This window comes from Pseudomonas sp. KB-10, assembly GCF_018221585.1.
Lineage (GTDB): Bacteria > Pseudomonadota > Gammaproteobacteria > Pseudomonadales > Pseudomonadaceae > Aquipseudomonas > Aquipseudomonas yangonensis.
Genome location: NZ_QYYB01000001.1, coordinates 590773 through 611314, shown reverse-complemented (window position 1 = coordinate 611314; position 20542 = coordinate 590773). Strand labels below are relative to the sequence as shown.

At 63.8% G+C, this 20542-nt stretch carries 25 protein-coding genes; 10 read left to right on the top strand and 15 right to left on the bottom strand.

What is annotated here, in order from left to right; translation table 11 throughout:
* Positions 1 to 97: 97 nt before the first annotated feature.
* The 3 genes from DXK50_RS02760 (at position 98) to sutA (ending at position 2277) form a co-directional block, all read left to right on the top strand.
* Positions 98 to 1351, top strand: coding sequence for an ammonium transporter (locus tag DXK50_RS02760; RefSeq protein ID WP_161866237.1), 1254 nt, complete (start codon positions 98 to 100; stop codon positions 1349 to 1351).
* A gap of 99 nt (positions 1352 to 1450) precedes the next feature.
* Entirely contained in the window at positions 1451 to 1876 is a 426-nt protein-coding gene (locus DXK50_RS02755) for a secondary thiamine-phosphate synthase enzyme YjbQ (RefSeq protein WP_212629258.1), read from the top strand.
* Between the two features lie 77 nt (positions 1877 to 1953).
* Entirely contained in the window at positions 1954 to 2277 is a 324-nt protein-coding gene (sutA, locus tag DXK50_RS02750; RefSeq protein WP_161866239.1) for a transcriptional regulator SutA, read from the top strand.
* 293 nt (positions 2278 to 2570) lie between these two features.
* On the opposite strand, the gene DXK50_RS02745 is transcribed toward sutA, so the two are convergent.
* From DXK50_RS02745 to lptM, 6 genes are all read right to left on the bottom strand, one after another.
* The gene (locus DXK50_RS02745) at positions 2571 to 3272 is read right to left on the bottom strand and encodes an HAD family hydrolase (protein WP_212629257.1); all 702 of its coding nucleotides are present in this window, start codon (positions 3270 to 3272) and stop codon (positions 2571 to 2573) included.
* The gene (gene xerC, locus DXK50_RS02740; RefSeq protein ID WP_212629256.1) at positions 3269 to 4165 is read right to left on the bottom strand and encodes a tyrosine recombinase XerC; all 897 of its coding nucleotides are present in this window, start codon (positions 4163 to 4165) and stop codon (positions 3269 to 3271) included. Before xerC ends, DXK50_RS02745 begins: the two co-directional genes overlap by 4 nt.
* Positions 4166 to 4301: 136 nt before the next feature.
* The gene (locus tag DXK50_RS02735) at positions 4302 to 5000 is read right to left on the bottom strand and encodes a DUF484 family protein (protein WP_161865648.1); all 699 of its coding nucleotides are present in this window, start codon (positions 4998 to 5000) and stop codon (positions 4302 to 4304) included.
* Positions 4997 to 5827 (bottom strand): diaminopimelate epimerase, encoded by an 831-nt coding sequence (gene dapF / locus DXK50_RS02730; RefSeq protein WP_161865649.1) that lies wholly within the window; start codon positions 5825 to 5827, stop codon positions 4997 to 4999. Before dapF ends, DXK50_RS02735 begins: the two co-directional genes overlap by 4 nt.
* Before the next feature lie 10 nt (positions 5828 to 5837).
* Complete coding sequence (lysA, locus tag DXK50_RS02725) at positions 5838 to 7085, bottom strand: diaminopimelate decarboxylase (protein WP_161865650.1); 1248 nt, start codon at positions 7083 to 7085, stop codon at positions 5838 to 5840.
* 12 nt (positions 7086 to 7097) lie between these two features.
* Positions 7098 to 7223, bottom strand: a complete 126-nt coding sequence (lptM, locus tag DXK50_RS02720) for an LPS translocon maturation chaperone LptM (RefSeq protein ID WP_017361215.1) — start codon at positions 7221 to 7223, stop codon at positions 7098 to 7100.
* A gap of 180 nt (positions 7224 to 7403) precedes the next feature.
* Between lptM and DXK50_RS02715 the strand changes: the two genes are divergently transcribed.
* The 4 genes from DXK50_RS02715 (at position 7404) to rnk (ending at position 9556) form a co-directional block, all read left to right on the top strand.
* A complete protein-coding gene (locus DXK50_RS02715) occupies positions 7404 to 8450 on the top strand; it encodes an AraC family transcriptional regulator (protein WP_212629255.1) in 1047 nt (348 codons plus the stop codon).
* Between the two features lie 60 nt (positions 8451 to 8510).
* Positions 8511 to 8843 carry an iron donor protein CyaY gene (cyaY, locus tag DXK50_RS02710; RefSeq protein WP_161865652.1) on the top strand — a complete coding sequence of 111 codons (333 nt, stop codon included), beginning with the start codon at positions 8511 to 8513 and terminating at the stop codon, positions 8841 to 8843.
* Positions 8833 to 9030: a DUF1289 domain-containing protein gene (locus tag DXK50_RS02705; RefSeq protein ID WP_161865653.1), complete on the top strand. Its 198-nt coding sequence runs from the start codon at positions 8833 to 8835 to the stop codon at positions 9028 to 9030. Before cyaY ends, DXK50_RS02705 begins: the two co-directional genes overlap by 11 nt.
* A gap of 118 nt (positions 9031 to 9148) precedes the next feature.
* Positions 9149 to 9556, top strand: coding sequence for a nucleoside diphosphate kinase regulator (gene rnk / locus DXK50_RS02700; RefSeq protein ID WP_161865654.1), 408 nt, complete (start codon positions 9149 to 9151; stop codon positions 9554 to 9556).
* 18 nt (positions 9557 to 9574) lie between these two features.
* Here rnk and DXK50_RS02695 read toward each other — a convergent pair whose 3' ends face one another.
* The 4 genes from DXK50_RS02695 to DXK50_RS02680 form a co-directional block, all read right to left on the bottom strand.
* Entirely contained in the window at positions 9575 to 12436 is a 2862-nt protein-coding gene (locus DXK50_RS02695; protein WP_212629254.1) for a class I adenylate cyclase, read from the bottom strand.
* 263 nt (positions 12437 to 12699) lie between these two features.
* On the bottom strand, positions 12700 to 12954 hold the full coding sequence (locus tag DXK50_RS02690) for a TIGR02647 family protein (protein WP_161865661.1): 255 nt from the start codon (positions 12952 to 12954) through the stop codon (positions 12700 to 12702).
* Positions 12951 to 13769: a substrate-binding periplasmic protein gene (locus DXK50_RS02685; protein WP_212629253.1), complete on the bottom strand. Its 819-nt coding sequence runs from the start codon at positions 13767 to 13769 to the stop codon at positions 12951 to 12953. The genes DXK50_RS02690 and DXK50_RS02685 overlap by 4 nt, the downstream gene beginning before the upstream one ends.
* 86 nt (positions 13770 to 13855) lie before the next feature.
* Positions 13856 to 14131 carry a hypothetical protein gene (locus DXK50_RS02680; RefSeq protein ID WP_212629252.1) on the bottom strand — a complete coding sequence of 92 codons (276 nt, stop codon included), beginning with the start codon at positions 14129 to 14131 and terminating at the stop codon, positions 13856 to 13858.
* A 163-nt stretch (positions 14132 to 14294) separates the two neighbouring features.
* Between DXK50_RS02680 and DXK50_RS02675 the strand changes: the two genes are divergently transcribed.
* The 3 genes from DXK50_RS02675 to DXK50_RS02665 are packed head-to-tail and all read left to right on the top strand — an operon-like array spanning position 14295 to position 16682.
* A complete protein-coding gene (locus DXK50_RS02675) occupies positions 14295 to 15092 on the top strand; it encodes an IclR family transcriptional regulator (RefSeq protein WP_212629251.1) in 798 nt (265 codons plus the stop codon).
* Complete coding sequence (locus tag DXK50_RS02670; protein WP_212629250.1) at positions 15089 to 16066, top strand: 2-dehydro-3-deoxygalactonokinase; 978 nt, start codon at positions 15089 to 15091, stop codon at positions 16064 to 16066. The genes DXK50_RS02675 and DXK50_RS02670 overlap by 4 nt, the downstream gene beginning before the upstream one ends.
* Positions 16059 to 16682, top strand: coding sequence for a 2-dehydro-3-deoxy-6-phosphogalactonate aldolase (locus DXK50_RS02665; protein ID WP_212629249.1), 624 nt, complete (start codon positions 16059 to 16061; stop codon positions 16680 to 16682). The genes DXK50_RS02670 and DXK50_RS02665 overlap by 8 nt, the downstream gene beginning before the upstream one ends.
* A 113-nt stretch (positions 16683 to 16795) precedes the next feature.
* Here DXK50_RS02665 and DXK50_RS02660 read toward each other — a convergent pair whose 3' ends face one another.
* From DXK50_RS02660 to argH, 5 genes are all read right to left on the bottom strand, one after another.
* Positions 16796 to 17548, bottom strand: coding sequence for an endo alpha-1,4 polygalactosaminidase (locus DXK50_RS02660; protein ID WP_249186599.1), 753 nt, complete (start codon positions 17546 to 17548; stop codon positions 16796 to 16798).
* A gap of 73 nt (positions 17549 to 17621) precedes the next feature.
* Complete coding sequence (locus tag DXK50_RS02655; RefSeq protein ID WP_161865666.1) at positions 17622 to 18101, bottom strand: GNAT family N-acetyltransferase; 480 nt, start codon at positions 18099 to 18101, stop codon at positions 17622 to 17624.
* 27 nt (positions 18102 to 18128) lie between these two features.
* A complete protein-coding gene (locus tag DXK50_RS02650) occupies positions 18129 to 18701 on the bottom strand; it encodes an AAA family ATPase (RefSeq protein WP_212629248.1) in 573 nt (190 codons plus the stop codon).
* Between the two features lie 4 nt (positions 18702 to 18705).
* On the bottom strand, positions 18706 to 18948 hold the full coding sequence (locus DXK50_RS02645; RefSeq protein ID WP_212629247.1) for a hypothetical protein: 243 nt from the start codon (positions 18946 to 18948) through the stop codon (positions 18706 to 18708).
* A 35-nt stretch (positions 18949 to 18983) separates the two neighbouring features.
* A complete protein-coding gene (gene argH / locus DXK50_RS02640; protein WP_212629246.1) occupies positions 18984 to 20378 on the bottom strand; it encodes an argininosuccinate lyase in 1395 nt (464 codons plus the stop codon).
* Between the last annotated feature and the right edge of the window lie 164 nt (positions 20379 to 20542).

The following is a 20542-nucleotide window of genomic DNA, read 5'->3' as shown; positions in this document are numbered from 1 at the left end:
GTGGCAACGACCTGTAAAGCATGCGGAACGCGTCCGGCGCCAACCTGGACGTTTCAACCGAACAGCGCACAACGAAAGCGCCGGCAAGAGGTGAAAAATGGATAACACAGCATTGACTGCATTGCAGTACGGCTTCGATACCTTCTACTTTCTGATCTGTGGTGCCCTGGTGATGTGGATGGCGGCGGGCTTTGCCATGCTCGAATCCGGCCTGGTGCGCGCCAAGAACACCACCGAGATCCTCACCAAGAACATCGCCCTGTATGCCATCGCCAGCGTCATGTACCTGGTGATCGGTTACCACATCATGTACTCCAGCCCTGAGGGCGGCATCCTGCCGAGCCTGGGCTTCCTCATCGGTGATGAGAACACTGCCGAGGCCGTTCTGGCCGGTGGCGACGATGCGCCCTACTACTCGGCCCGCTCGGACTTCTTCTTTCAGATCGTCTTCGCTGCGACCTGCATGTCGGTCGTTTCCGGTGCGGTGGCCGAGCGCATGAAGCTGTGGGCCTTCCTCGCTTTCGCCGTAGTCATGACCGGTTTCATCTACCCGATCCAGGGCTTCTGGAAGTGGGGTTCGGGCTTCCTCAACGAAGCGGGTTTCCTCGACTTCGCCGGCTCCGGCGTGGTGCACATGGCCGGTGCCGCCGCAGCTCTGGCCGGTGTCCTGCTGCTGGGCGCACGCAAGGGCAAGTACGGCGCCAACGGCCAGGTCAACGCCATTCCCGGTGCCAACCTGCCGCTGGCAACGCTCGGTACCTTCATCCTGTGGATGGGCTGGTTCGGCTTCAACGGTGGCTCGCAATTGAAGATGAGTACCATCGAGGATGCCAATGCTGTCGCTCAGGTCTTCGTCAACACCAACATGGCCGCTGCCGGTGGCCTGATCGTCGCGCTGATTACCGCGCGTATCCTGTTCGGCAAGGCTGACCTGACCATGGCGCTCAACGGCGCGCTGGCCGGTCTGGTTGCCATCACCGCCGAACCGCTGACTCCGAGTGCGCTGCAGGCCACCCTGATCGGCGGCGTAGGCGGTGTGCTGGTGGTGTTCTCCATCCTTGGTCTGGACAAGATCAAGATCGACGATCCGGTCGGTGCCATCTCCGTGCACGGCGTGGCCGGCATCTGGGGGCTGCTGGCCGTATGCCTGACCAATGGCGACGCCTCGCTGGGTGCCCAGTTGCTGGGTATCGCCTGCATCTTCGCCTGGGTGTTCATCGCCAGTCTGATCGTTTGGGGAATCATCAAGGCGGTGATCGGCCTGCGCGTCAGCGAGGAAGAGGAATACGAGGGTGTGGATATCGCCGAGTGCGGCATGGAAGCCTACCCGGAGTTCACCGGCAAGAAGTAAGCTTCGCCGGAATGACAAGGGCGCCTTTTGGCGCCCTTTGTTTTTTCTGACAGCACGCTAGAATGCGCGCGCTGGAGCCTTCGAGAGTGAGAAAACGGCATGTGGCAGCAACGCATCATCAGCCTGCGTCCGCGTGAACGTGGCTTTCATCTGGTGACCGAAGAGGTGCTGGAGAAATTGCCGGAACTGGCGCAGATCCGTGTGGGTCTGTTGCATCTGTGGCTGCAGCACACCTCGGCATCGCTAACGGTGAACGAGAACGCCGACCCCGCGGTGCGCCGCGATTTCGAGCGCTTTTTCAACCGTCTGGTGCCACAGGGTGAGGCGGGTTACGAACACGATTACGAAGGGCCGGATGATTTGCCGGCGCACTTCAAGGGCAGTTTGCTGGGTTTTCAGTTGCAGCTGCCGATACAGGATGGACGCTTGGCGTTGGGCACCTGGCAGGGTATCTACCTCGGCGAGCACCGCGATCATGGCGGTAGCCGGCGAGTGTTGGCGACCCTGTTCGGGGAGGCTATTTGAATTTTTTCCGGCCGTGCAGTGCAGATTGCGCGGCTGGGCTATAACTAACCTGCTTTTCGCAAGTCATGAGGTTGAACATGAGCGACGAAGACCTGGAACAAGATGATCTGGAAGGGGCTGACGAGGACGATGGCGAGGAGCTGGCTGCCGCCGATGACGGCGACAGTGGCGACGACGAGGGTGATGGCGAAGCCGTAGCCAGCGGCAAGAAGAGCAAGGCCAAAGCCGTTGAAGTCGACGAAATGCCCAGCATCGAAGCCAAGCAAAAGGAACGCGACGCCCTGGCTCGTGCCATGGAAGAGTTTCTCGCCCGTGGCGGCAAGGTGCAGGAGGTGGAGCCCAACGTGGTCGCCGACCCACCCAAGAAGCCCGACAGCAAATACGGCAGCCGCCCCATCTGAGGACGGCTCGCTGCAAGGAACCCGCCCCAGTGGCGGGTTTTTTGTTGCCCGCCGTCTCCGGCGGCGATGCGTACGCACCGTCCGAGGCTCGTCGGCACCGGTGAGGCGGCCAGGCTGTTCATTTGTGGTCGTGCGCGCTTGGCACCCCTCTCCCATTTATGGGAGAGGGGCTGGGGGAGAGGGCCGAAAACCACGCAAATATGCCGGCTACCTGATCACTGAGCAGCGGTTGTGTCTCGAGTATCAACGCCGTGGCGCGGCTTGTCCTCAGGCGTTAAGGACCACTCAGCCAGTCAGCGCGTCCAGCTACCCAGCAATGCCGGCAGTTCGGCCAGGCTGGCGATCTGCGCATCCGGCGTGGTTTCGCCCTCCCAGGCGCGCCCTTGCGGGTTGAACCAGATCGCCCGCATGCCGGCGGCCTGAGCGCCGGCGATATCGTCGCTGGGATGATCGCCGATATGCACGGCGCGCTCGGCGGCAATGCCGCCTGCGCGGCTCAAGGCTTCACGGAAGGGCTTCGGGTCGGGCTTGCCGATGCCCAGTTCCTCGGCGCACAGGGCGAACTGGAAATAGTCCGACAGGCCCAGGCGACGCACGTCTGCGTTGCCGTTGGTGATCACGCCGAGCATGAAGCGCTCAGCCAGTGCCTCCAGCGTCGGGTGCACCTCGGTGAACAGTTCGACTTGGTGGCGGGCGCTCAGAAACACCTGGAATCCGGCTTCAGCCAGCGTCTGCGCTTCGCTGTGCGGGTAGCCGGCATCTTCCAGAGCGTGAAACAGAATGCGCCGGCGCAGCTCGCTGAGACGATGCTTGAGCATCGGTTCGGCTTCGAGCAGGCGGCTGCGCACGGCCCAGAGGTGCTCGACCGGTACCGCGCCCAGACGCGGCGCGTGCAGGGCGAGCCAGTTGCGCAGGGCCGCCTCGGCGTCCTGCATGACCGGCGTGACGTCCCATAGCGTGTCGTCGAGGTCGAAGGTGATCAGTTCAATGCTCATTCGGAACCGCCTTTGCGTTTGGCCCTGGGGTGGGCCTGGTCATAGACATTGGCCAGGTGCTGGAAATCCAGGTGGGTATAGATCTGCGTGGTGGCGATGTCGGCGTGGCCGAGCAACTCCTGAACGGCGCGCAGATCCTGCGAGGACTCCAGCATATGACTGGCGAAGCTGTGGCGCAGCATGTGCGGATGCAGGTGCTGGCCCAGCTCGCGTACGCCGGCCTGGCGCACGCGCAGCTGCACCGCGCGCGGCCCGAGGCGGCGGCCCTGCTGGCTGATGAACACCGCGCCGTCGCTGGGGCCTGCCAGCTTGCGCAGGGGTAGCCATTGCTCCAGCGCCTGGCGTGCCATGCTGCCGACCGGCAACTCGCGCACCTTGTTGCCCTTGCCGCGTACGCGCACCAGGCCGGCGGGCAGGTCGAGGCCATCGAGATCGAGGCCGACCAGCTCCGACAGACGCAGCCCCGAGGAATAGAAGAGCTCGAGCATGGCCTGGTCGCGGCGGGCGATGAAGTCGTCCTCCACCGCGCCGTCGAGCAGTTGTGCGCTGCGGTCGGCGTCCAGCGTGCGCGGCAGGCGGCGTTCGCGTTTCGGTGGACTGAGGCCGGTGGCCGGGTCGTGGCGGCACAGACCTTCACGCAACAGATACTGATAGAGGCCGCGGGTGGCCGAGAGCAGCCGCGCCAGGCTACGGCTGGACAGGCCCTGCTGATGCAGGCGGGCGACCAGGCGGCGCAGGTTGCGCGTGTCCAGCTCGGCCCAGTCGTTCAGGCCTTCGGCTTTGCAGAATGCCTGCAGCTTGCCGAGGTCACGGCGATAGCCGTCGAGGGTATGCACCGACACCTGGCGCTCGCGGCGCAGGTGTTCGAGGTAGGCGTCGAGTCGATCGTGCATCGATGCTCCCAGAGGTCATGTAGGAGCGAATTCATTCGCGATCATGGCTGGCTCGGCGTCCACCCTATCGCGAATGAATTCGCTCCTACAAGGTCGGCCGGCCCATGAGCCCGGGTTCGGTGGGGCAAGCGCTGCGTCAGCGTACCGAGCGCAGCGGTGTGGCGAAGCCGGGCAGCACGCGCGCCAGGACTTCGGCGATATAGCCGAGGAACAGCGTACCGAGCGAGCTCTTGTAATGCTGCGGATCGGCGCTACCGATGGCGAGAATGCCATGCAGCCCCTGATGGTTGAGGCTGACCACGGCGGCGGAACCGACTTGCGCCGCGTCGTCCTTGCCGAACAGGAACTCCAGCTCATGCGGGCGCAGCACGCCGCAGATGGTCTTGCCACCGCTGAGCAGGCCGCCGACCTGTTGATGCGCCTCGGCCGAGCTGACCGAGCGGCCGACCGGCAGCTTGTTGTCGCTGAACAGGATCAGGCCCACGAAGGGCACCTGGAACTCGTGGCGCAGGCTGTCTTCGACCACGCCGACCACTTCCTCGAGGCTGCCGGCATCGAGCAGATCGAGCACCAGGCGGCGGGTCTTGTCGAACAGGCGGTCGTTGTCGCGGGCCACGTCCATCAACTGGCCGAGGCGGTGGCGCATCTCGATGTTGCGCTCGCGCAGCAGCTTGACCTGGCGTTCGACCAGCGACACGGCGTTGCCGGGCTGGTGCGGAATGCGAAGTTCGGGGATCAGTTCTTCATGGTCGATGAAGAACTCCGGATGCAGGCGCAGATAGGCTGCGACCGTTTCCGAATCGAGCGGTTTGGGCGAATCCTGCTGGTCGGTCATAGGCGAACCTGTCCTTCGTATACGCGGGCAGCGGGCCCGGTCATCATAACCGGCTCACCTTCGCCTGCCCATTCGATGGACAGTTTGCCGCCCGGCAGTTCCAGTTGCACGGGCGAATCCATCCAGCCCTGGCGAATCGCCGCGACCGCTGCGGCGCAGGCGCCTGTGCCGCAGGCCTGGGTTTCCCCGGCGCCACGTTCCCAGACGCGCAGGCGCGCATGTTTGCGGTCGAGCACCTGGAGGAAACCGACGTTGACCCGCTGCGGGAAGCGCGGGTGATGTTCCAGCTTCGGCCCGAGCGCGTGCACCGGCGCGCTGTCGACGCTGTCGACGCGCAGCACGGCATGTGGGTTGCCCATCGATAGCGCGGCCAGTTCTACGCTCTGGCCGTCGACCTCGACGCGATAACTGAGCGCGGCCTGTTCGGCCTGGAACGGCACCTGTTCCGGCTGCAGACGCGGTGCACCCATGTTGACGCAGACCTGGCCGTCGTTCTGCACGCGCAGCTCGATCACGCCGCTCTTGGTCTCGACGCGGATGACCTTCTTGGTGGTCAGGCGCTTGTCCAGCACGAAGCGGGCGAAGCAGCGTGCACCGTTGCCGCACTGCTCCACTTCCGAACCGTCGGCGTTGAAGATGCGGTAGCGAAAGTCGACATCCGGGTGGCTCGGCGGCTCGACGATCAGCAGCTGATCGAAACCGACGCCGGTGTGGCGGTCGCCCCACTGCTTGGCGTGCTTGGGCTGCACGTGGGCATGCTGACTGATCAGGTCGAGGACCATGAAGTCATTGCCCAGGCCGTGCATCTTGGTAAAGCGCAATAGCATGGCGTTGCCCTCAGGCCGGCAGCAGGCTTTCGCCGGCGTAGAGCTCTTGGACGGTCTCGCGACGGCGCACTTCATAGGCCTGTTCGCCGTCCACCAGCACCTCGGCCGCACGGCCGCGGGTGTTGTAGTTGGAGCTCATGACGAAGCCATAGGCCCCGGCCGAACGCACCGCCAGCAGGTCGCCTTCTTCGAGCACCAGCTGACGATCCTTGGCCAGGAAGTCGCCGGTCTCGCAGATTGGCCCGACCAGGTCGTAGTGGCGCGCCTCGCCTTCACGCGGCTGCACCGGCGACACGTCCATCCAGGCCTGGTACAGGGCCGGGCGGATCAGGTCATTCATCGCCGCATCGACGATGGCGAAATCCTTGTGCTCGGTGTGCTTGAGGTATTCCACCTGGGTCAGCAGCACGCCGGCGTTGGCCACGATGAAGCGGCCCGGCTCGAATACCAGCGACAGGTCGCGCCCTGCCAGGCGCTTGCGCACGGCGGCGATGTAGTCACCAGCCAGTGGTGGCTGCTCGTCGCGGTACTGCACACCGAGGCCGCCGCCCAGGTCCAGATGCCTGATGGTGATGCCGCGCGCGGCCAGCTTGTCGACCAGCAGCAGCAGACGATCCAGCGCATCGAGGAAGGGTTCGAGGGTGGTCAGCTGCGAGCCGATATGGCAGTCGACGCCGATCACTTCCAGGTTCGGCAGCTCGGCGGCGCGGGCATAGACCGCCTCGGCCTGCTCGATGTCGATGCCGAACTTGTTTTCCTTGAGGCCGGTGGAAATGTACGGGTGAGTGCCGGCGTCTACGTCCGGGTTGACCCGCAGCGACACCGGCGCCTTGACGCCCAGTTCGGCGGCGACCTTCTGCAGGCGCTCCAGCTCGACGCTGGACTCGACGTTGAAGCAGTGCACGCCGACTTCCAGGGCGCGGCGCATGTCGTCGCGGCTCTTGCCGACACCGGAGAAGACGATACGGCTCGGCTCGCCACCGGCGGCCAGCACGCGCTCCAGCTCACCGCTGGAAACGATGTCGAAGCCGGCGCCTAGACGCGCCAGCACGTTCAGCACGCCGATGTTGGAATTGGCCTTGACCGCGAAGCAGACCAGGTGCGGCATGCCGTCCAGGGCATCGGCATAGGCGCGGTACTGCCCTTCGATATGGGCACGGGAATAGACATAGGTGGGCGTGCCAAAGCGCTGGGCCAGCGCGGACAAGGCAACGCCTTCCGCGAACAGCTCGCCGTCGCGGTAGTTGAAGGCTTCCATGGGCAGCTCCTGTCAGAGTTCGAAACGGTCTCGGCTGTTGCCGGCGTTGTCGTCGCCCGGCAGGTACAGCGGGCCTTTCTGACCGCAGCCGGCCAACAGGCAAACGGCGGCGAGGAGCGCGAGGGTCAGTCGCTTCATGGGGCAGTCCTTGAAATAAGCGTGAATTGCGCCGGAGTATACCGACCCCCTGCCACCTTGCCTATGCGCCCGGCGCCCGCCTGGCGGGGCGCCGGCTCGATTGGCATCCCTGTCTGGCGTGCACGCCGAAGGCATTCGTGCCGGCTTGGGTTAGCATGCGGCGAGTGACGAGGAGCCTCGATGGACAATCCCGCGATTCTGGCCGGCTCGGTCTCGGTGGCCTACTTGCAGGGGCTGGTCGAACACCTGCAGCGCCACGGGGTAGCCCCCGAGGTGCTGCTCGCCCATGCCCAACTGAACCCTGAAGTACTGAGTCAGCGTGATCAGCGCATCGCTGCCAGTGCCTATCTGACATTATTGGGCGAGGGCGTGCGCCTGACCGGCGATCAGTACCTGGGCCTGCACCTTGGAGAGTCGGTGCGGCCGGGCTATTACGGCGTGCTCGGCTACCTGATCATGAGTTGCGCCACCCTGGCTGACGCGCTGCACCGCCAGGCGCGCTACGCTTCGCTGGTTGGTAACCTGGGCCTGGTAGTGCTCGATGACGAACCCGCCCGACCGGGCAGCGAGCCGCTGGTTGCCCATAGCTGGCAGCCCTTGCTGGCGCAGCAGCAGCGCCAGCTGAGCGAGGAAACCCTGGCCGGCTGGGTGAGCTTCGGGCGCTGGATCAGTGGCCTGGACATCGCGCCGACCGAGGTGCGCTTCCAGCATCCTGCGCCGGCCGATACCTCGGAGCACGCGCGCATCTTTCGCTGCCCGGTGCTGTTCGACCAGCCAGACAATGCCCTGATCTTCCCCAGGCGTTTGCTGGCGGTGCCCTTGAACCAGGCCGATGCGCAGGTGCGCGGCATGCTCGATGCCTATGCCGATCGCCTGCTGGTCGAGCTCAATCGGGGTAACAGCGTGCTGGATCGCGCGCGCCTGGAGTTGGCGCGCCAGCTACCCGAGCAGGGGCCGGACCTGGAAGCCATCGCTGCCGCCCTGGCGCTGAGCCCGCGGACCTTGCAACGGCGCCTGCGTGAGGGTGGGCTGTCGTTCAGTCAGCTGGTCGATGAAACGCGCCAGCAGCTGGTGCTGCACTACTTACGCGACCCGGCGCTGGAGCTGGCGGAAATCGCCTTTCTGGTCGGCTTCAGCGAACCTGGCTCGCTGGCGCGTGCATTTCGTCGCTGGACGGGAACGAGTCCGGGCGAGTACCGTCGCCACCTTTGTGCCCAGGCCGGCTAACCTGGTCTGGCATCTACCGCTAATTTCCATGCAGTCGCTGCACCTAGTGAGGACACCCCGATGAGCCTGAGCGAAGCCCGCTTTCACGACCTGGTCGATGCCACCCAGCAGGCGGTGGAGGACATCTTCGACGACAGCGGTCTGGACGTCGACCTGGAGAACAGCGCCGGTGTGCTGACGGTGCGTTTCGACAATGGCAGCCAACTGATCTTCAGTCGTCAGGAGCCGATTCGTCAGCTGTGGCTGGCGGCACGTTCCGGCGGCTTCCACTTCGATTACGACGAAGACGAAGGGCGCTGGATCTGTGATACCAGCGACGAGCAACTGGGCGAGATGCTGGTGCGCATCACCCTCGAGCAGTGCGGTGCCGAGCTGGAGTTCGATGAGCTCTGAGCCGAGCGAGGCGCCGCTGGCCTCGCCGTGCCGGCGCCAGTGCTGCCTGGACGAGCGCGACCAGTGCCTGGGCTGCGGCCGCACCCTGCAGGAAATTCTCGACTGGGGCGCAGCCGATAACGCGCGGCGCCGCTCGATCTGCCTGGCCGCGCAACAGCGTTTGCAACAGCGCCAGCAAGGCCATTGACCCACCAGTCTTGTTTATTTATCCGGCTGTGTTAGGGTCGGTAAGACATTCAGTCGAACCCTGCCTTCGGGCGGGGTTTTGCTTTTTTATGGCTTACGCGAGGAGACCGCCCGGCATCATGAACAGCGCACCCACCATCACCATTACCCGTCTCGATCTGCAGCGTCTGGAGCGCCTGCTCGACAGCCTGGACGAGTTCGGGCCTGGCGCCGAGGCGCTGCAGGCCGAGCTGGATCGTGCCGAAGTGGTGGGGCACGACGAGGTGCCGGCAGGAGTGGTGACCATGAATTCGCGCGTGCACTGCCGCGAAGAGAGCAGCGGCAAGGATTACCACCTGACCCTGGTCTACCCGCAGGACGCAGGCGGCGATGGCAAAGTCAGCATCCTCGCACCGGTCGGCTGTGCCCTGCTTGGCCTGTCCGTCGGCCAGCACATCGACTGGCCGGCGCCTGGCGGCAAGCAGCTCAAGCTGACCCTGCTCGAAGTCGAATACCAACCGGAAGCAGCGGGCGAGTACGACCGCTGATCTGCACGCCCCGCAGCCTCAGATGCCGTGCCGTAGCGCGTTATTCAAGGCATCTTCCAGCTCGCTCTTGTAGCGCAGGTAATACACAGTCTGCGCCTGCCGACCGGCCAGCACGGCGGAGAGGTCCAGGTCCGTGATGTAACAGGGGTAGCGTTCGCCGCCAGCCCGTTGCGCGAGAATGTGCAGGGCCACAGCGCGGTAGAGGTCCCGGCTGTATTCCAGCTCGGAGAACTCGCGATGGTTGCAGTACAGCGTGACATGGCGCTGGCGGCCGTCGCCGGGCTCGACGATGGCCTGCACATCGTAGAACGGATGGCTGACCTGCGCCTCTGGCGCCGGCCTGCGCTCGAGGCGCTGGGCACGCAGCGGCGCAGCCGGTAGCAGCTGATAGTAGAGAATTTCCAGCGCGGGCTGGTTGTCGCTGCCGTCGAGCGGCAGGATGGCGTTGCGCCGATACAGCAGTGACTGCAGGAAGCGCTGCAGTGGTGTGAGCAGGCTCTGCTCGTTGCTGTACGGCAGGCGCCGGCGCCACAGGGCGTTGCGTTCATCGAGCAGAGTCAGTTCCGCTTCGCCACTGCTCTCGTGTAGGCGGTAGAAAACCTGGATGCAGTGCGGACGACCCATGGGCAGGATCAGTGCCAGGTCGTCGCCATCGAGTGCATGACGGTCCAGGCGCAGCGGGCTGTAGAACTCCTGTTCGGCGCCCAGGTGGTCGAGCAGGGCGGGCAGATCGTCCAACGCGCAATGGCTGACCTGGCCGGGCGTCAGCTGCAGGACGTGGTAATGCTGGCGCACCTGTACCAGAAAGCGCGATTGGCCACCGTCCGCATAGCTTTCGAGCAGGTCGCGCAGCAATTCCTCGACCCGTTCGGCAATGGGTTGAGCACGGTTGCGGCAATAGCAGCGCACTACCACCTTGGGCTGCGGGCCGCCCACCGGCAGGCTGTTGAGCAGATCGCGCAGGCAGTCGAGCAGGGCGTCCTGACCGTCATAGCGGCTGACCTGCAACTCGTTCCAGCTGTTGAGCACGACCTGATCGAGGGTCAGCACCAGGTTTTCGCGGACTCCGGAATACCCCAGCGCATCGGTGCGCCCGGTGGTCATGTGCACGTTCATCTGGCTGTGCTGCTTGAGCGGGTCGACGCCGACATTGACCAGCAGCAAAACCTGACCGGGAATGCTGGCGCGCAGCAGGGCGGCCTCCTCCACCGGCTGCAGGGGCAACGGGAAGCTCTGCTGCAGACTGCCGATCAGGTTGGACAGCTCATTCTCGGTCAGGTCACTGGTACCCGGGTGCAGAGACAGGCGCGTGCTGGCGTCGATCACGCCATTGCGGTGGCACCAGGCGAGCAGCTCGATCAGTTCGCGTGAGCGCTTCAGCGGCGCGAAGTCCGCCCATTCCTGAGCGCCAAGGCTGCCGTTGAACAGCGCCCAGAGATTTTCGTTGGGTGCCTCCGGGTTGGGGTACCGGACCAGGGTCAGGGTGTCTTCGGCCAGGTCCGGAGCGATGCCGGGGTTGATGAACTCCACCTTGCCGGCTTTACGCTCGAACGCGGCGTACAAGCGCCTGCCCAGCACATTCAGGTCGCGGTTGTTCAGTGAGCTGCCGGCCTGGGCGCTGCGGGCGAACTGCGATAGGAAGCGGTAGCTGTAGGTCAGCTCATTGACCAGTACGCGCCGTTCGGCGGCGACCTGGCGCACCTTCCACTGGCTGCGACTGTCGAGCACGCTGAGCTGGCGGGTCTGCCAGCCCCACTCGCCGGTCAGGCGTTCCAGCAGCAGGCGCTGCCAGCTCTTGGCGCGTCCGCGGGTCGGCGGCCGGCTGATCTTCTTGTTCACTTTCAGGTACAGGCAGCGGCGGATCAGCTCGAGCCGCTCCAGGTCACCCCGTGCGCTGAGGTATTCCTCCAGGCGGCGGTAAACGACGATGTAGGGGTCGAGTTCGTCGAGGTCCAGCCTGCCCTCGAATACGGCCTGCTTGAAGCGCAGCGCCAGGCATTCGACCTTCGGGTGTTCGCTGGCGTAAACCTCGGTGAGCAGCAGTTTGAGGGCGGATTTGTAAGGCGACTCGATGCCTTTGTAAAGCTGCCACATGCCCGCGCCGATGAACTCTTCCGGCGGGATGTGCGCCAGATGACCGAGGTCGAGTACGTCCTCGGCGCGCACGAAGCGCTTGCTCAGCAGGGTACGGCAATAGTCGTGATAGCGCGCCTCCTCGTAAACCGGCACCAGCCACCAGATTGGCGTGCGTCCGCCGAGCCAGATCGCGGTGCGGTAGAACTCGTCGAGCAGCAGATAATGCTGGGTGGTGCCGCAGTCGTCCGATGTCAGCTGCGCCTCGCGTGCACCCTGGGTAAAGCGTTGCGGGTCGACCAGAAAGACATGCACTTCGGCGCCCTGGGTGGCCGCCCAGCCTTCCAGCTGATCGCATTTTTTACGCAGGTCTTGCAGTTCCTGCGTTGTCAGATTGGGCGAGTGGCACAGCCACAGGTCCATATCGCTCTGCTCGGCCTGGGCCACGGTGCCCAGGCTGCCCATCAGGAACAGGCCATGCAGCGGCGCGGCGCCCTGGCCTCGACGCGGCTTGTAGACGAATGAGCGGGTCAGGCGCTGTACCTCGGCAAGGCTGGCATCATCCGGCTCGAACCCGCTGAGGCCGGCTGGTGTGCTGGCCGAGACGTAGCCGGGCAACAGCGGATGGTTGACGTGCAACAGCAGCGGCAACAGCTTGAGGACCAGTTGCTGACGGCTGGACAGCGCCTCCATGGCCCGCTGCAGGCGGCCCTGGTTGATCTGCAGAAAACGCGCACGCAGCTGCGCCAGCACCTTGCGGTCGATGCCGTCATCGATATCGGGACGTATTTCCTGCGTGCGCGTCATGCTCGAACTCTACTGCGGGTGCTGCAAGCCTATCAGCGGCGTGCTCGTCAGAGCAGTATCTGCACGCTATATCGCCCACCTTGCCGCTCTCTGAAGAGCGGCCGGTTATGTCGATAAGTTAAGGCTGCAATATTTCGCACGAGCCCCGCCGCGGGACAAGGCGCTTAACGTGCGCGCCGTTCCGATTCTCGGCAGGGCGCCGCTCGCACCCGCCCGCTGTGTCGACGCTGATCGAAGGGGTATCGGCCGCCGGGCTCTGGGGGTCAGGCGGGAGCGGTCTGGCGGGCCGAAAGAATGGTCAGCAGCGCCTGCGCATGCTCGGCTGCGTCAATGCCCAGGCTGGTCAGATAGCCGCCATCGGCCTGGCTCACCAGGCCTTTTTCGTAGAGGCGAGTAATGGCGCCCTGTGCCTTGAATGAAGCGTTGTTGTGCACCTTCAGCCCTTCCTGATGGTTGTCCAGGTTGTACAGGGCGAGGATTTCCAGCTCGTCGATCAGGTCAGCGTTGAATGACTTCATGGTGACTCCGTCTTGTTGTGATGGCGCTCTTGCAGTGTAGGGCCTTGCAGCGCGCTCTGCCCATCGGCAAGTTGCCAGTTGGCGAGAATCCGTTGGTAAGTGCCGTCCTGCCTGATTTGGCGCATACCTTCGTCGAAATCCCGCATCAAGGCCGCTGCCTGCGGGTGATGACGGGAAAAGCTCAGATAGAGTCGCGGTCGATGTACCCGCGCCAACGCCTTGAACTCGCCGGCCAGCTCGGGGTTGTCGCGCAGCAGCGCTTCGGTGGTGCCGCGAAAGGCGATCACGTAGTCCACGCGATGATGTTGCAGCATGAGAAAACCGTTGATGTCGCGGCGCACGGCGATGCGCTGGATATCCGCATAGCCGTCGAAGTACTCGCCATAGGTGTAGCCGATGGTGACGGCCACGCGTTTGCCGCGGATGGCGTTCAGGTCATCGACCGCGTCGGCGTCGGGATGGCCCCAGAGCAGAATGTCGTCGCTCAGCAGCATCTCCTGCGGTAACAGAAACCCGGCGCGGATAGTCGAGTCCGGTGTGGTGTTGAAGCAGCCTGCCAGGCTGCCCGAGCGTGCCAGTTCCATGCACCGCGAATAGGGGTAGGGCGTCAGTTCGATGGGCGATTCGCTGGCGGCGAAGGCGGCGCGCACTATGTCCGCCGACATACCTTCGATCCGCCCGTTGCGCCATGCCGTGTAGGGATGCCAGTCGTCCTCGGCGCCGATGCGGGGCGTATCGGCCAGCACGGCGCCGACCCAGAGCAGTGCCAGCAGTTGGGTGAGCAATACAGCGATGCGGGACGGCGGGCAGGCCATTGAAGGCGATACCTTCTCGGACGGGACTGGCGCTGACAGTAGCAATCTGCCGGCTGGCCCGACCAGTGGCCTGGGTCAATCCTCGCTCAGTTTTCTTCCGGCAACTCGGGCAGCGCGCGCAGGGCCTGCTCGTACCAGGCGCCATCGAAGGGGCGGTCCTCGCGCAGCATGGCGTCGACTTCATGAGCCAGGACCAGTGCCATCAACTCGAGAATCTCCTCTCGTTCGTAGCCGACCAGCGTCAGCTTGTTGTACACCGCCTTGGCTGCGGCCGGCTCGCCACTTTCCAATTGATTTTCGATGGCCTGAATCAGGGTTGCTTCGGCGAAATCTTCGTCTTCTTGCTCGTCGATGGTGCTCAAGGTACGGGTTCCATGTCTCTGGAAAGAGCGTTCAGTTTGACAGCGTGAGTGCGTACTGGCCATGCGGAATTCCAGGCATTATTAACTCCTATATTGTGGGAGCTTATTTCGCATATTGAGAGTTAGGGGGAGGCCGACTAGAGTTAATCTTCAGGAGAACCCTATGTCCGATAAAAACAACAACCCGATCCCCACGGGTGCCCAGGCGCTTTTCAGAGGTCTGGCTGTGATCGACGCGGTTGCGCAGGGGGCCAGTAGCCTCGCCGATATCGGTGCACGCATTAGCTGCACGCGCAGCACCACTCATCGTCTGATCAGCGCGCTGGTGCAGGCCGGGCATTTGCGTGCCATTGGCGGTAGCGCTGGTGGCTATCAGCTTGGCCCAAAGCTCATCGAACTCGGCTACAAGGCCCGCGCGCAGATGCCCCTGGCGAATATCGCGCGCCCGCATTTGCAGGCCCTGGCACGGTTAACGCAGGACACCGTGCACCTGGGGGTGCGTGAGGACGGTGACGTGCTCTACATCGAGAAGCTGCCGAGCAGTCGCGGCCTGGAAATGCGCTCGCGGATCGGCCTGCGCATGCCCCTGGCGCTCACGGGTATTGGCAAATCGCTGATGCTCGACCTGAACGAAGCGCAGTGGTCGGAACTCTATGAGCAGGGCCTGCGCCAACGTGCCGGGCTGTCTGGCTTGCGCGAGGTATTTACGCCCTGGGACGAGTTTCGCGACCTGATGAAGGACTATGCCAAGGGCGGTTTCAGTCTCGATCTGGAAGAAAACGAGCTGGGCGTGCGCTGTGTTGCCGCGCCAGTGCGCGATGCGAGCGGGCAGATCGTCGCTGCGCTGAGTGTTGCCGGTGCCGTCCCCTATATGCCGCAAGCGCGCCTGCACGAGTTGCGCCCGGACGTAACGGCTTGCGCCGTCGCCATTTCCCGCGAACTGGGCTGGAGTGCCTCATGACCGAACGCCACGTGCCGCGGCTGATCGCCCTCGACTGGGGTACCTCATCGCTACGCGCTTATCTGCTCGGCGAGGGCGGCCGGGTGCTGGCTTCGCAGGCTCGGCCATGGGGCATACAGCACACGCCGGATGGCGATTTCGCTCGCGCCTATGAAGAGTTGATTGGTGACTGGTATCGCCAATGGCCGGAGCTGCCTGCGCTGGCGTGCGGCATGATTGGCAGCCGCCAGGGCTGGCGCGAGGTACCCTACGCCGTATGCCCGGCTACGGCGAGCGACCTGGTCGATGGGTTGCTCGCTTTGCATACTGCCTGCGGCACGCTGCATCTGGTGCCCGGAGTGCTCGATGCAGGCGCGTTACCCGACGTGATTCGGGGTGAAGAAACCCAGGTCTTCGGTGCTTTGCAAATGGCCCCTGAACTAGGTGACGACGCCTTGCTGGTTTTGCCGGGTACCCACAGCAAATGGGTCACGGTGCGCGACGGCGCGATCAGCCACTTCGCGACCTACATGACAGGCGAGCTGTTCGCCGTTTTACGTGACCATTCGATTCTTGGTCGTCCGGCCCGCGAGCATGGGAGCGAGCCTAGTGATGCGGCGTTCTTGCTCGGGCTCGATACTGCTCGGCAGAGCGGTGCCGAAGGTATTTCCGGTCGCCTGTTCAGCACCCGCAGTCTTTTTCTCACCGACCGGCTGAGCGCGAACCAAAGTCTGGATTATCTCTCCGGGTTGCTGATCGGCGAGGAGCTGCGCAGTGTGTTCGCCAGCCTTGCGGATGGCTTCTGTCCGCCGCTGGTGCTGATTGGCGATGCGCGCCTGTGTGAGCGTTATCGATTGGCTCTGGCTCGCTTCAACGTGGACTCCGTACGCATCCTGGAAAACGCCGGGGTCGTGGGCCTCTGGAACCTGGCCTGTGCCGCTTTTCTTGTCACCGCATCGCCCGCCGCCGTTTCGAGGAGTACCCAGCATGGCTGATTCCTACCTGCAGCAATTGCCGCTGATCGCCATTCTGCGCGGCGTCACCCCCCAGGAGGTCGTCCCCATAGGCTTGGCGCTTTATGAGGCAGGCTTGCGCTTGATAGAGATCCCGCTGAATTCCCCGCAGCCGCTGCAGAGCATCGGCTTGCTGGCTGCTGAACTGGGCGATCGCGCACTGATCGGCGCAGGCACCGTGCTCAGCGCAGCGCAGGTCGAGGAGGTGGCGCAGGTTGGTGGGCGCCTGATCGTGTCGCCAAACTGCAACCCTGATGTGATTCGCGCGACACGCCGCGCCGGGCTGTTCAGCTCGCCGGGGGTGGCCACACCGAGCGAAGGTTTCGCCGCGCTGGAGGCCGGTGCTCAGGTGCTCAAGCTGTTTCCCGCCGAGCAATTCAACCCGTCGATCATCAAAGCCTGGCGCGCGGTGTTCTCTCGTGACATCGCCCTGCTACCGGTCGGTGGTATTACCCCAGCGGGGATGGCCGCTTACGTCGAGGCGGGCGCCAGCGGTTTTGGCTTGGGCTCTGCGCTGTACAAACCGGGCATGAGTGCGGCTGACGTAGGCTATAACGCGGCAGTCTTCGTATCGGCCTGGAGGGCAACGCAACCTTGATATTCGGGTATCCACCACTCTGACAGCTGAACTCGAAAATGCTACAAGAGAGCTCTCCCGAGGTTATCCAACAGCGATCGTCAGCTCGCGGCAGATACGCGCGCCTCGCAGTTTCAGTCGCAGGGGACGCCAACGCCCTTTAGACTGAGTTTGAAAAACTGCAGGCGAAAGCCGGAGTTTGCAGCCCGCTTACAAAGGTCTTTCTTGAAGACGCGATACTCGGCAATGAAAATCGGCTTGCCCTGGCTGCGCATGTGCCTGTAACCGTCACATTCGTTGTAGCGATAGCAGCTCTCATTGACGGCAAAGTCGAAGTAGTCACCGAGCGCGGGCAGCAGTTCCACCGCATTCTTTAGTCCTATATTCAGGTCACGCTTATGCGCTTCGCTGGCTAGCCACCGATTAAAGTCTATCTGTTGGGCTTCGGTCAGGCCGAGTCCATTGTCATTGCTGTAGCCGTCCACATTGTCGGGGTCGACACCGTCGCAGCCCTTCTCGACAGCCAGGTCCAGACGCTTGGCGAGCTGTCGCCGTACATCGTTACGGCGATAATCGAGCCAGTGTTCCCCAGGCCAGTCAGGCAACGCTTTGCCACGCGCTGCCGCGGGGTAGGCCAGCGCGTCGCTTCGCCAGTCTTCCCAGGTGCCCGCACTGAAATAGCAGATGACGATACGGCCACCCGCCTTGAGGTTGGTGATGGTTTTTTTGGGGGTGTCGTAAAGATCAATGTCGTAGACCAGGCGATTGGGTATTTGCAGTTTGCCATCGAGCTGCAGGTGCCAAGACGCATTGGCCGGAATGGCGACAGGTGTCGCTGCAGTCAGTGCCGGAGCAAATAGGCTGAGCAACGCAAGTAGTATGCGCATGATGGTCCGTGTCGCTGGAGGCGATGGTAGTTACCTTAGATTAGCCTTACTGCCGTAGCCAGGCGCCTGTGTCTTAGCCTGCGGCAAAGTCCAGCAGTGCCTGACCTGCCAGGCGATAGGTCGTCCATTCGCTTTGTGGGCGGGCGCCGAAGGATTCGTAGAAGTCGATGGCGGGCGTATTCCAGTCCAGCACCGACCATTCGAAACGGCCGCAATCTCGTGCCACGGCCAGTTGCGCCAGGTGGCGCAGCAGCGCCTTGCCCGCGCCCAGGCCACGCGCCTCGGGGCTGACGTAAAGGTCTTCCAGATAGAGGCCGTGCTTGCCCAGCCAGGTGGAGTAGTTGAAGAAATACACCGCGTAGCCGATGGGCTCGCCGTCGTGTTCGCAGATCAGGCCGTGAGCGGTGCTGCCGTCGGCGAACAGGCTGTCGCGGATGCCGGCGGCATCGGTCTTCACCTCGTGCTCAGCCTTCTCATAGATGGCCAGATCGGTGATGAAACGCAGGATCAACTCGGCGTCGTCGGGGGTGGCGGGGCGGATATTCAGGGTCATGGAAAGAAATTCCGGAAAGGGAATGTATTAGTGTGGCGGCAAGCTATTCAGGAAGTTCTCTACGGCCTGACGTGAGTCCAAGCGCAGGTACTGGCAGGAGGGCGGCGTGTGAAGCATTTCCTCGCTATAGCGTTGCCGGTATACCGGATGACGAGTCCACGTCCAAGCCAGAATTGATTGTCGCGGGCTCAGTTGGAAGAGATTGCCCCAACGTTCGCGGTTGCCGTTCCACAATTCTTCATGTGTCGCCAACCGGCGCAGGGTGCGCCAGATCACCTGGCGCATCACCTTGTGACGTGGCAGGTCGAGCCAGATGACCATGTCCGAGCGCTCGCGCACCATTGGGCGTACAGCCGAATAGTTGCCTTCGGCGACCCAGTCGTCGCCCTGCAACGCCTCGCAGGTCAGCTGCTGAAACTGCTCGGTCGGCAGCGGCTGCCAGCCAGGCTGGTGATACAAGGCGTCGAGTTCGACATGCCGATAACCGAGGCGCTGGGCCAGGCGGCGTGACAAGGTGCTCTTGCCTGCCCCGGAACAGCCGACCACCGATATGCGACGGCCAGGGGTGATCGTTTTGGTTGGGATGGCGCTCAGGGGCATGGGATCAACCATAAGTGAGTGTTAGCCAGGCCACCGGTATGAATAGCAAGCAAATAAAACCGAATGCGGCGACCCAGGCGCTGCGCGAACCCGTAGGGTCGGCCACGCGCAGCGGCAGCTTCGGGTAGTGGCCAAGACTCAATAGTCGTAGAGCCAGCCAGCCGGTGCTGTAGAAGACGTAGCCGAAGATAATTTCAAGCACGATCTCGGCGACTAACGCCAAGCCGCGCAGCAACAATTCACCCATGGGAACTCCTTTTCCCGGTTTCTCCAAGGCCTCGCTTAGCGGCTGGCGAGAAGTTCGCGACCGCGCGCCACTGCCGCGCGCACCTGTGCCGGTGCGGTGCCGCCGATGTGGTTGCGGGCATTCACCGAGCCTTCCAGGGTCAGCACGGCGAATACGTCCTGCTCGATCTGGTCGCTGAACTGGCGCAGTTCGTCCAGGCTCATCTCGGCCAGGTCCTTGCCGCTGTCGACGCCGTACTTCACGGCATGACCGACGATCTCGTGGCAGTCGCGGAACGGCAGGCCCTTGCGCACCAGGTAGTCGGCGAGGTCCGTGGCGGTGGAGAAACCGCGCAGCGCCGCTTCACGCATGATGGCGTGCTTGGGCTTGATCGCCGGGATCATGTCGGCGAAGGCGCGCAGCGAATCGCGCAGGGTGTCGGCGGCGTCGAACAGCGGTTCCTTGTCTTCCTGGTTGTCCTTGTTGTAGGCCAGCGGCTGGCCCTTCATCAGGGTCAGCAGGCCGGTCAGGGCGCCGAACACGCGGCCGGTCTTGCCGCGCACCAGCTCGGGCACGTCCGGGTTCTTCTTCTGCGGCATGATCGAGGAGCCGGTACAGAAACGATCCGGCAGGTCGATGAACTGGAACTGGGCGCTGGTCCACAGCACCAGCTCTTCGGAGAAGCGCGACAGGTGCATCATCGCCAGCGAGGCGGCGGCGCAGAATTCGATGGCGAAGTCGCGATCCGATACGCCGTCCAGCGAGTTGCCGCCCACGGCGTCGAAGCCCAGCAGCTCGGCGGTGATTTCACGCTGGATCGGGTAGGTGGTGCCGGCCAGCGCGGCGCTGCCCAGGGGCATACGGTTGGTGCGCTTGCGGCAGTCGACCAGGCGCTCGTAGTCGCGCGAGAGCATCTCGAACCAGGCCAGCAGGTGGTGGCCGAAGGTCACCGGCTGCGCGGTCTGCAGGTGGGTGAAGCCGGGCATGATGGTTTCCGCTTCGCGCTCGGCCTGCTCCAGCAGGCCCTGCTGCAGGCGGGTGATCTCGGTGAGGATCAGGTCGATCTCGTCGCGCAGCCACAGGCGGATGTCGGTGGCCACCTGGTCGTTGCGGCTGCGTCCGGTGTGCAGCTTCTTGCCGGTCACGCCGATGCGGTCGGTCAGGCGCGCCTCGATGTTCATGTGCACGTCTTCCAGGTCGACGCGCCAGTCGAAGGTGCCGGCCTCGATCTCGCCCTGGATTTGCTTGAGGCCGTCGATGATCGCATCGCGCTCGGCATCCGTGAGCACGCCGACCTTGGCCAGCATGGTGGCGTGGGCGATGGAGCCCATGATGTCGTGGCGGTACAGGCGCTTGTCGAATTCCACCGAGGCGGTGAAGCGGGCGACGAAGGCGTCTACGGGCTCGCTGAAGCGGCCGCCCCAGGATTGGTTGGTTTTTTCGCTGCTCATGGTTCGGGCTCTGGATCGGGCTGACTTAATTGCTGGCCAGCATGGCGGACAAAGTGCGTCGATAATAACAGGGTCGGCAGGCGTTTCGCCGGGCCGCGTTTGCCGTCGAGCGGTCGGCAGGCTTGTTGGCTGCTTCACAGTTTTGCGCTGAAGATGGCATTTCG

Bases quoted from the DNA above. Each gene is read 5' to 3' on its own strand.
- cyaY (WP_161865652.1), top strand. From the start codon at position 8,511: ATGAGCCTGAGCGAAGCCCGCTTTCACGACCTGGTCGATGCCACCCAG.
- DXK50_RS02705 (WP_161865653.1), top strand. From the start codon at position 8,833: ATGAGCTCTGAGCCGAGCGAGGCGCCGCTGGCCTCGCCGTGCCGGCGC.
- lptM (WP_017361215.1), bottom strand. From the start codon at position 7,223: ATGAAGCGACTGACCCTCGCGCTCCTCGCCGCCGTTTGCCTGTTGGCC.
- sutA (WP_161866239.1), top strand. From the start codon at position 1,954: ATGAGCGACGAAGACCTGGAACAAGATGATCTGGAAGGGGCTGACGAG.
- DXK50_RS02745 (WP_212629257.1), bottom strand. From the start codon at position 3,272: ATGAGCATTGAACTGATCACCTTCGACCTCGACGACACGCTATGGGAC.
- DXK50_RS02695 (WP_212629254.1), bottom strand. From the start codon at position 12,436: ATGACGCGCACGCAGGAAATACGTCCCGATATCGATGACGGCATCGAC.
- DXK50_RS02760 (WP_161866237.1), top strand. From the start codon at position 98: ATGGATAACACAGCATTGACTGCATTGCAGTACGGCTTCGATACCTTC.
- rnk (WP_161865654.1), top strand. From the start codon at position 9,149: ATGAACAGCGCACCCACCATCACCATTACCCGTCTCGATCTGCAGCGT.
- DXK50_RS02645 (WP_212629247.1), bottom strand. From the start codon at position 18,948: ATGGGTGAATTGTTGCTGCGCGGCTTGGCGTTAGTCGCCGAGATCGTG.
- DXK50_RS02675 (WP_212629251.1), top strand. From the start codon at position 14,295: ATGTCCGATAAAAACAACAACCCGATCCCCACGGGTGCCCAGGCGCTT.
- DXK50_RS02660 (WP_249186599.1), bottom strand. From the start codon at position 17,548: ATGCGCATACTACTTGCGTTGCTCAGCCTATTTGCTCCGGCACTGACT.
- xerC (WP_212629256.1), bottom strand. From the start codon at position 4,165: ATGCACGATCGACTCGACGCCTACCTCGAACACCTGCGCCGCGAGCGC.
- lysA (WP_161865650.1), bottom strand. From the start codon at position 7,085: ATGGAAGCCTTCAACTACCGCGACGGCGAGCTGTTCGCGGAAGGCGTT.
- DXK50_RS02755 (WP_212629258.1), top strand. From the start codon at position 1,451: ATGTGGCAGCAACGCATCATCAGCCTGCGTCCGCGTGAACGTGGCTTT.
- DXK50_RS02735 (WP_161865648.1), bottom strand. From the start codon at position 5,000: ATGACCGACCAGCAGGATTCGCCCAAACCGCTCGATTCGGAAACGGTC.
- argH (WP_212629246.1), bottom strand. From the start codon at position 20,378: ATGAGCAGCGAAAAAACCAACCAATCCTGGGGCGGCCGCTTCAGCGAG.
- dapF (WP_161865649.1), bottom strand. From the start codon at position 5,827: ATGCTATTGCGCTTTACCAAGATGCACGGCCTGGGCAATGACTTCATG.
- DXK50_RS02665 (WP_212629249.1), top strand. From the start codon at position 16,059: ATGGCTGATTCCTACCTGCAGCAATTGCCGCTGATCGCCATTCTGCGC.
- DXK50_RS02685 (WP_212629253.1), bottom strand. From the start codon at position 13,769: ATGGCCTGCCCGCCGTCCCGCATCGCTGTATTGCTCACCCAACTGCTG.
- DXK50_RS02690 (WP_161865661.1), bottom strand. From the start codon at position 12,954: ATGAAGTCATTCAACGCTGACCTGATCGACGAGCTGGAAATCCTCGCC.
- DXK50_RS02655 (WP_161865666.1), bottom strand. From the start codon at position 18,101: ATGACCCTGAATATCCGCCCCGCCACCCCCGACGACGCCGAGTTGATC.
- DXK50_RS02650 (WP_212629248.1), bottom strand. From the start codon at position 18,701: ATGCCCCTGAGCGCCATCCCAACCAAAACGATCACCCCTGGCCGTCGC.
- DXK50_RS02715 (WP_212629255.1), top strand. From the start codon at position 7,404: ATGGACAATCCCGCGATTCTGGCCGGCTCGGTCTCGGTGGCCTACTTG.
- DXK50_RS02670 (WP_212629250.1), top strand. From the start codon at position 15,089: ATGACCGAACGCCACGTGCCGCGGCTGATCGCCCTCGACTGGGGTACC.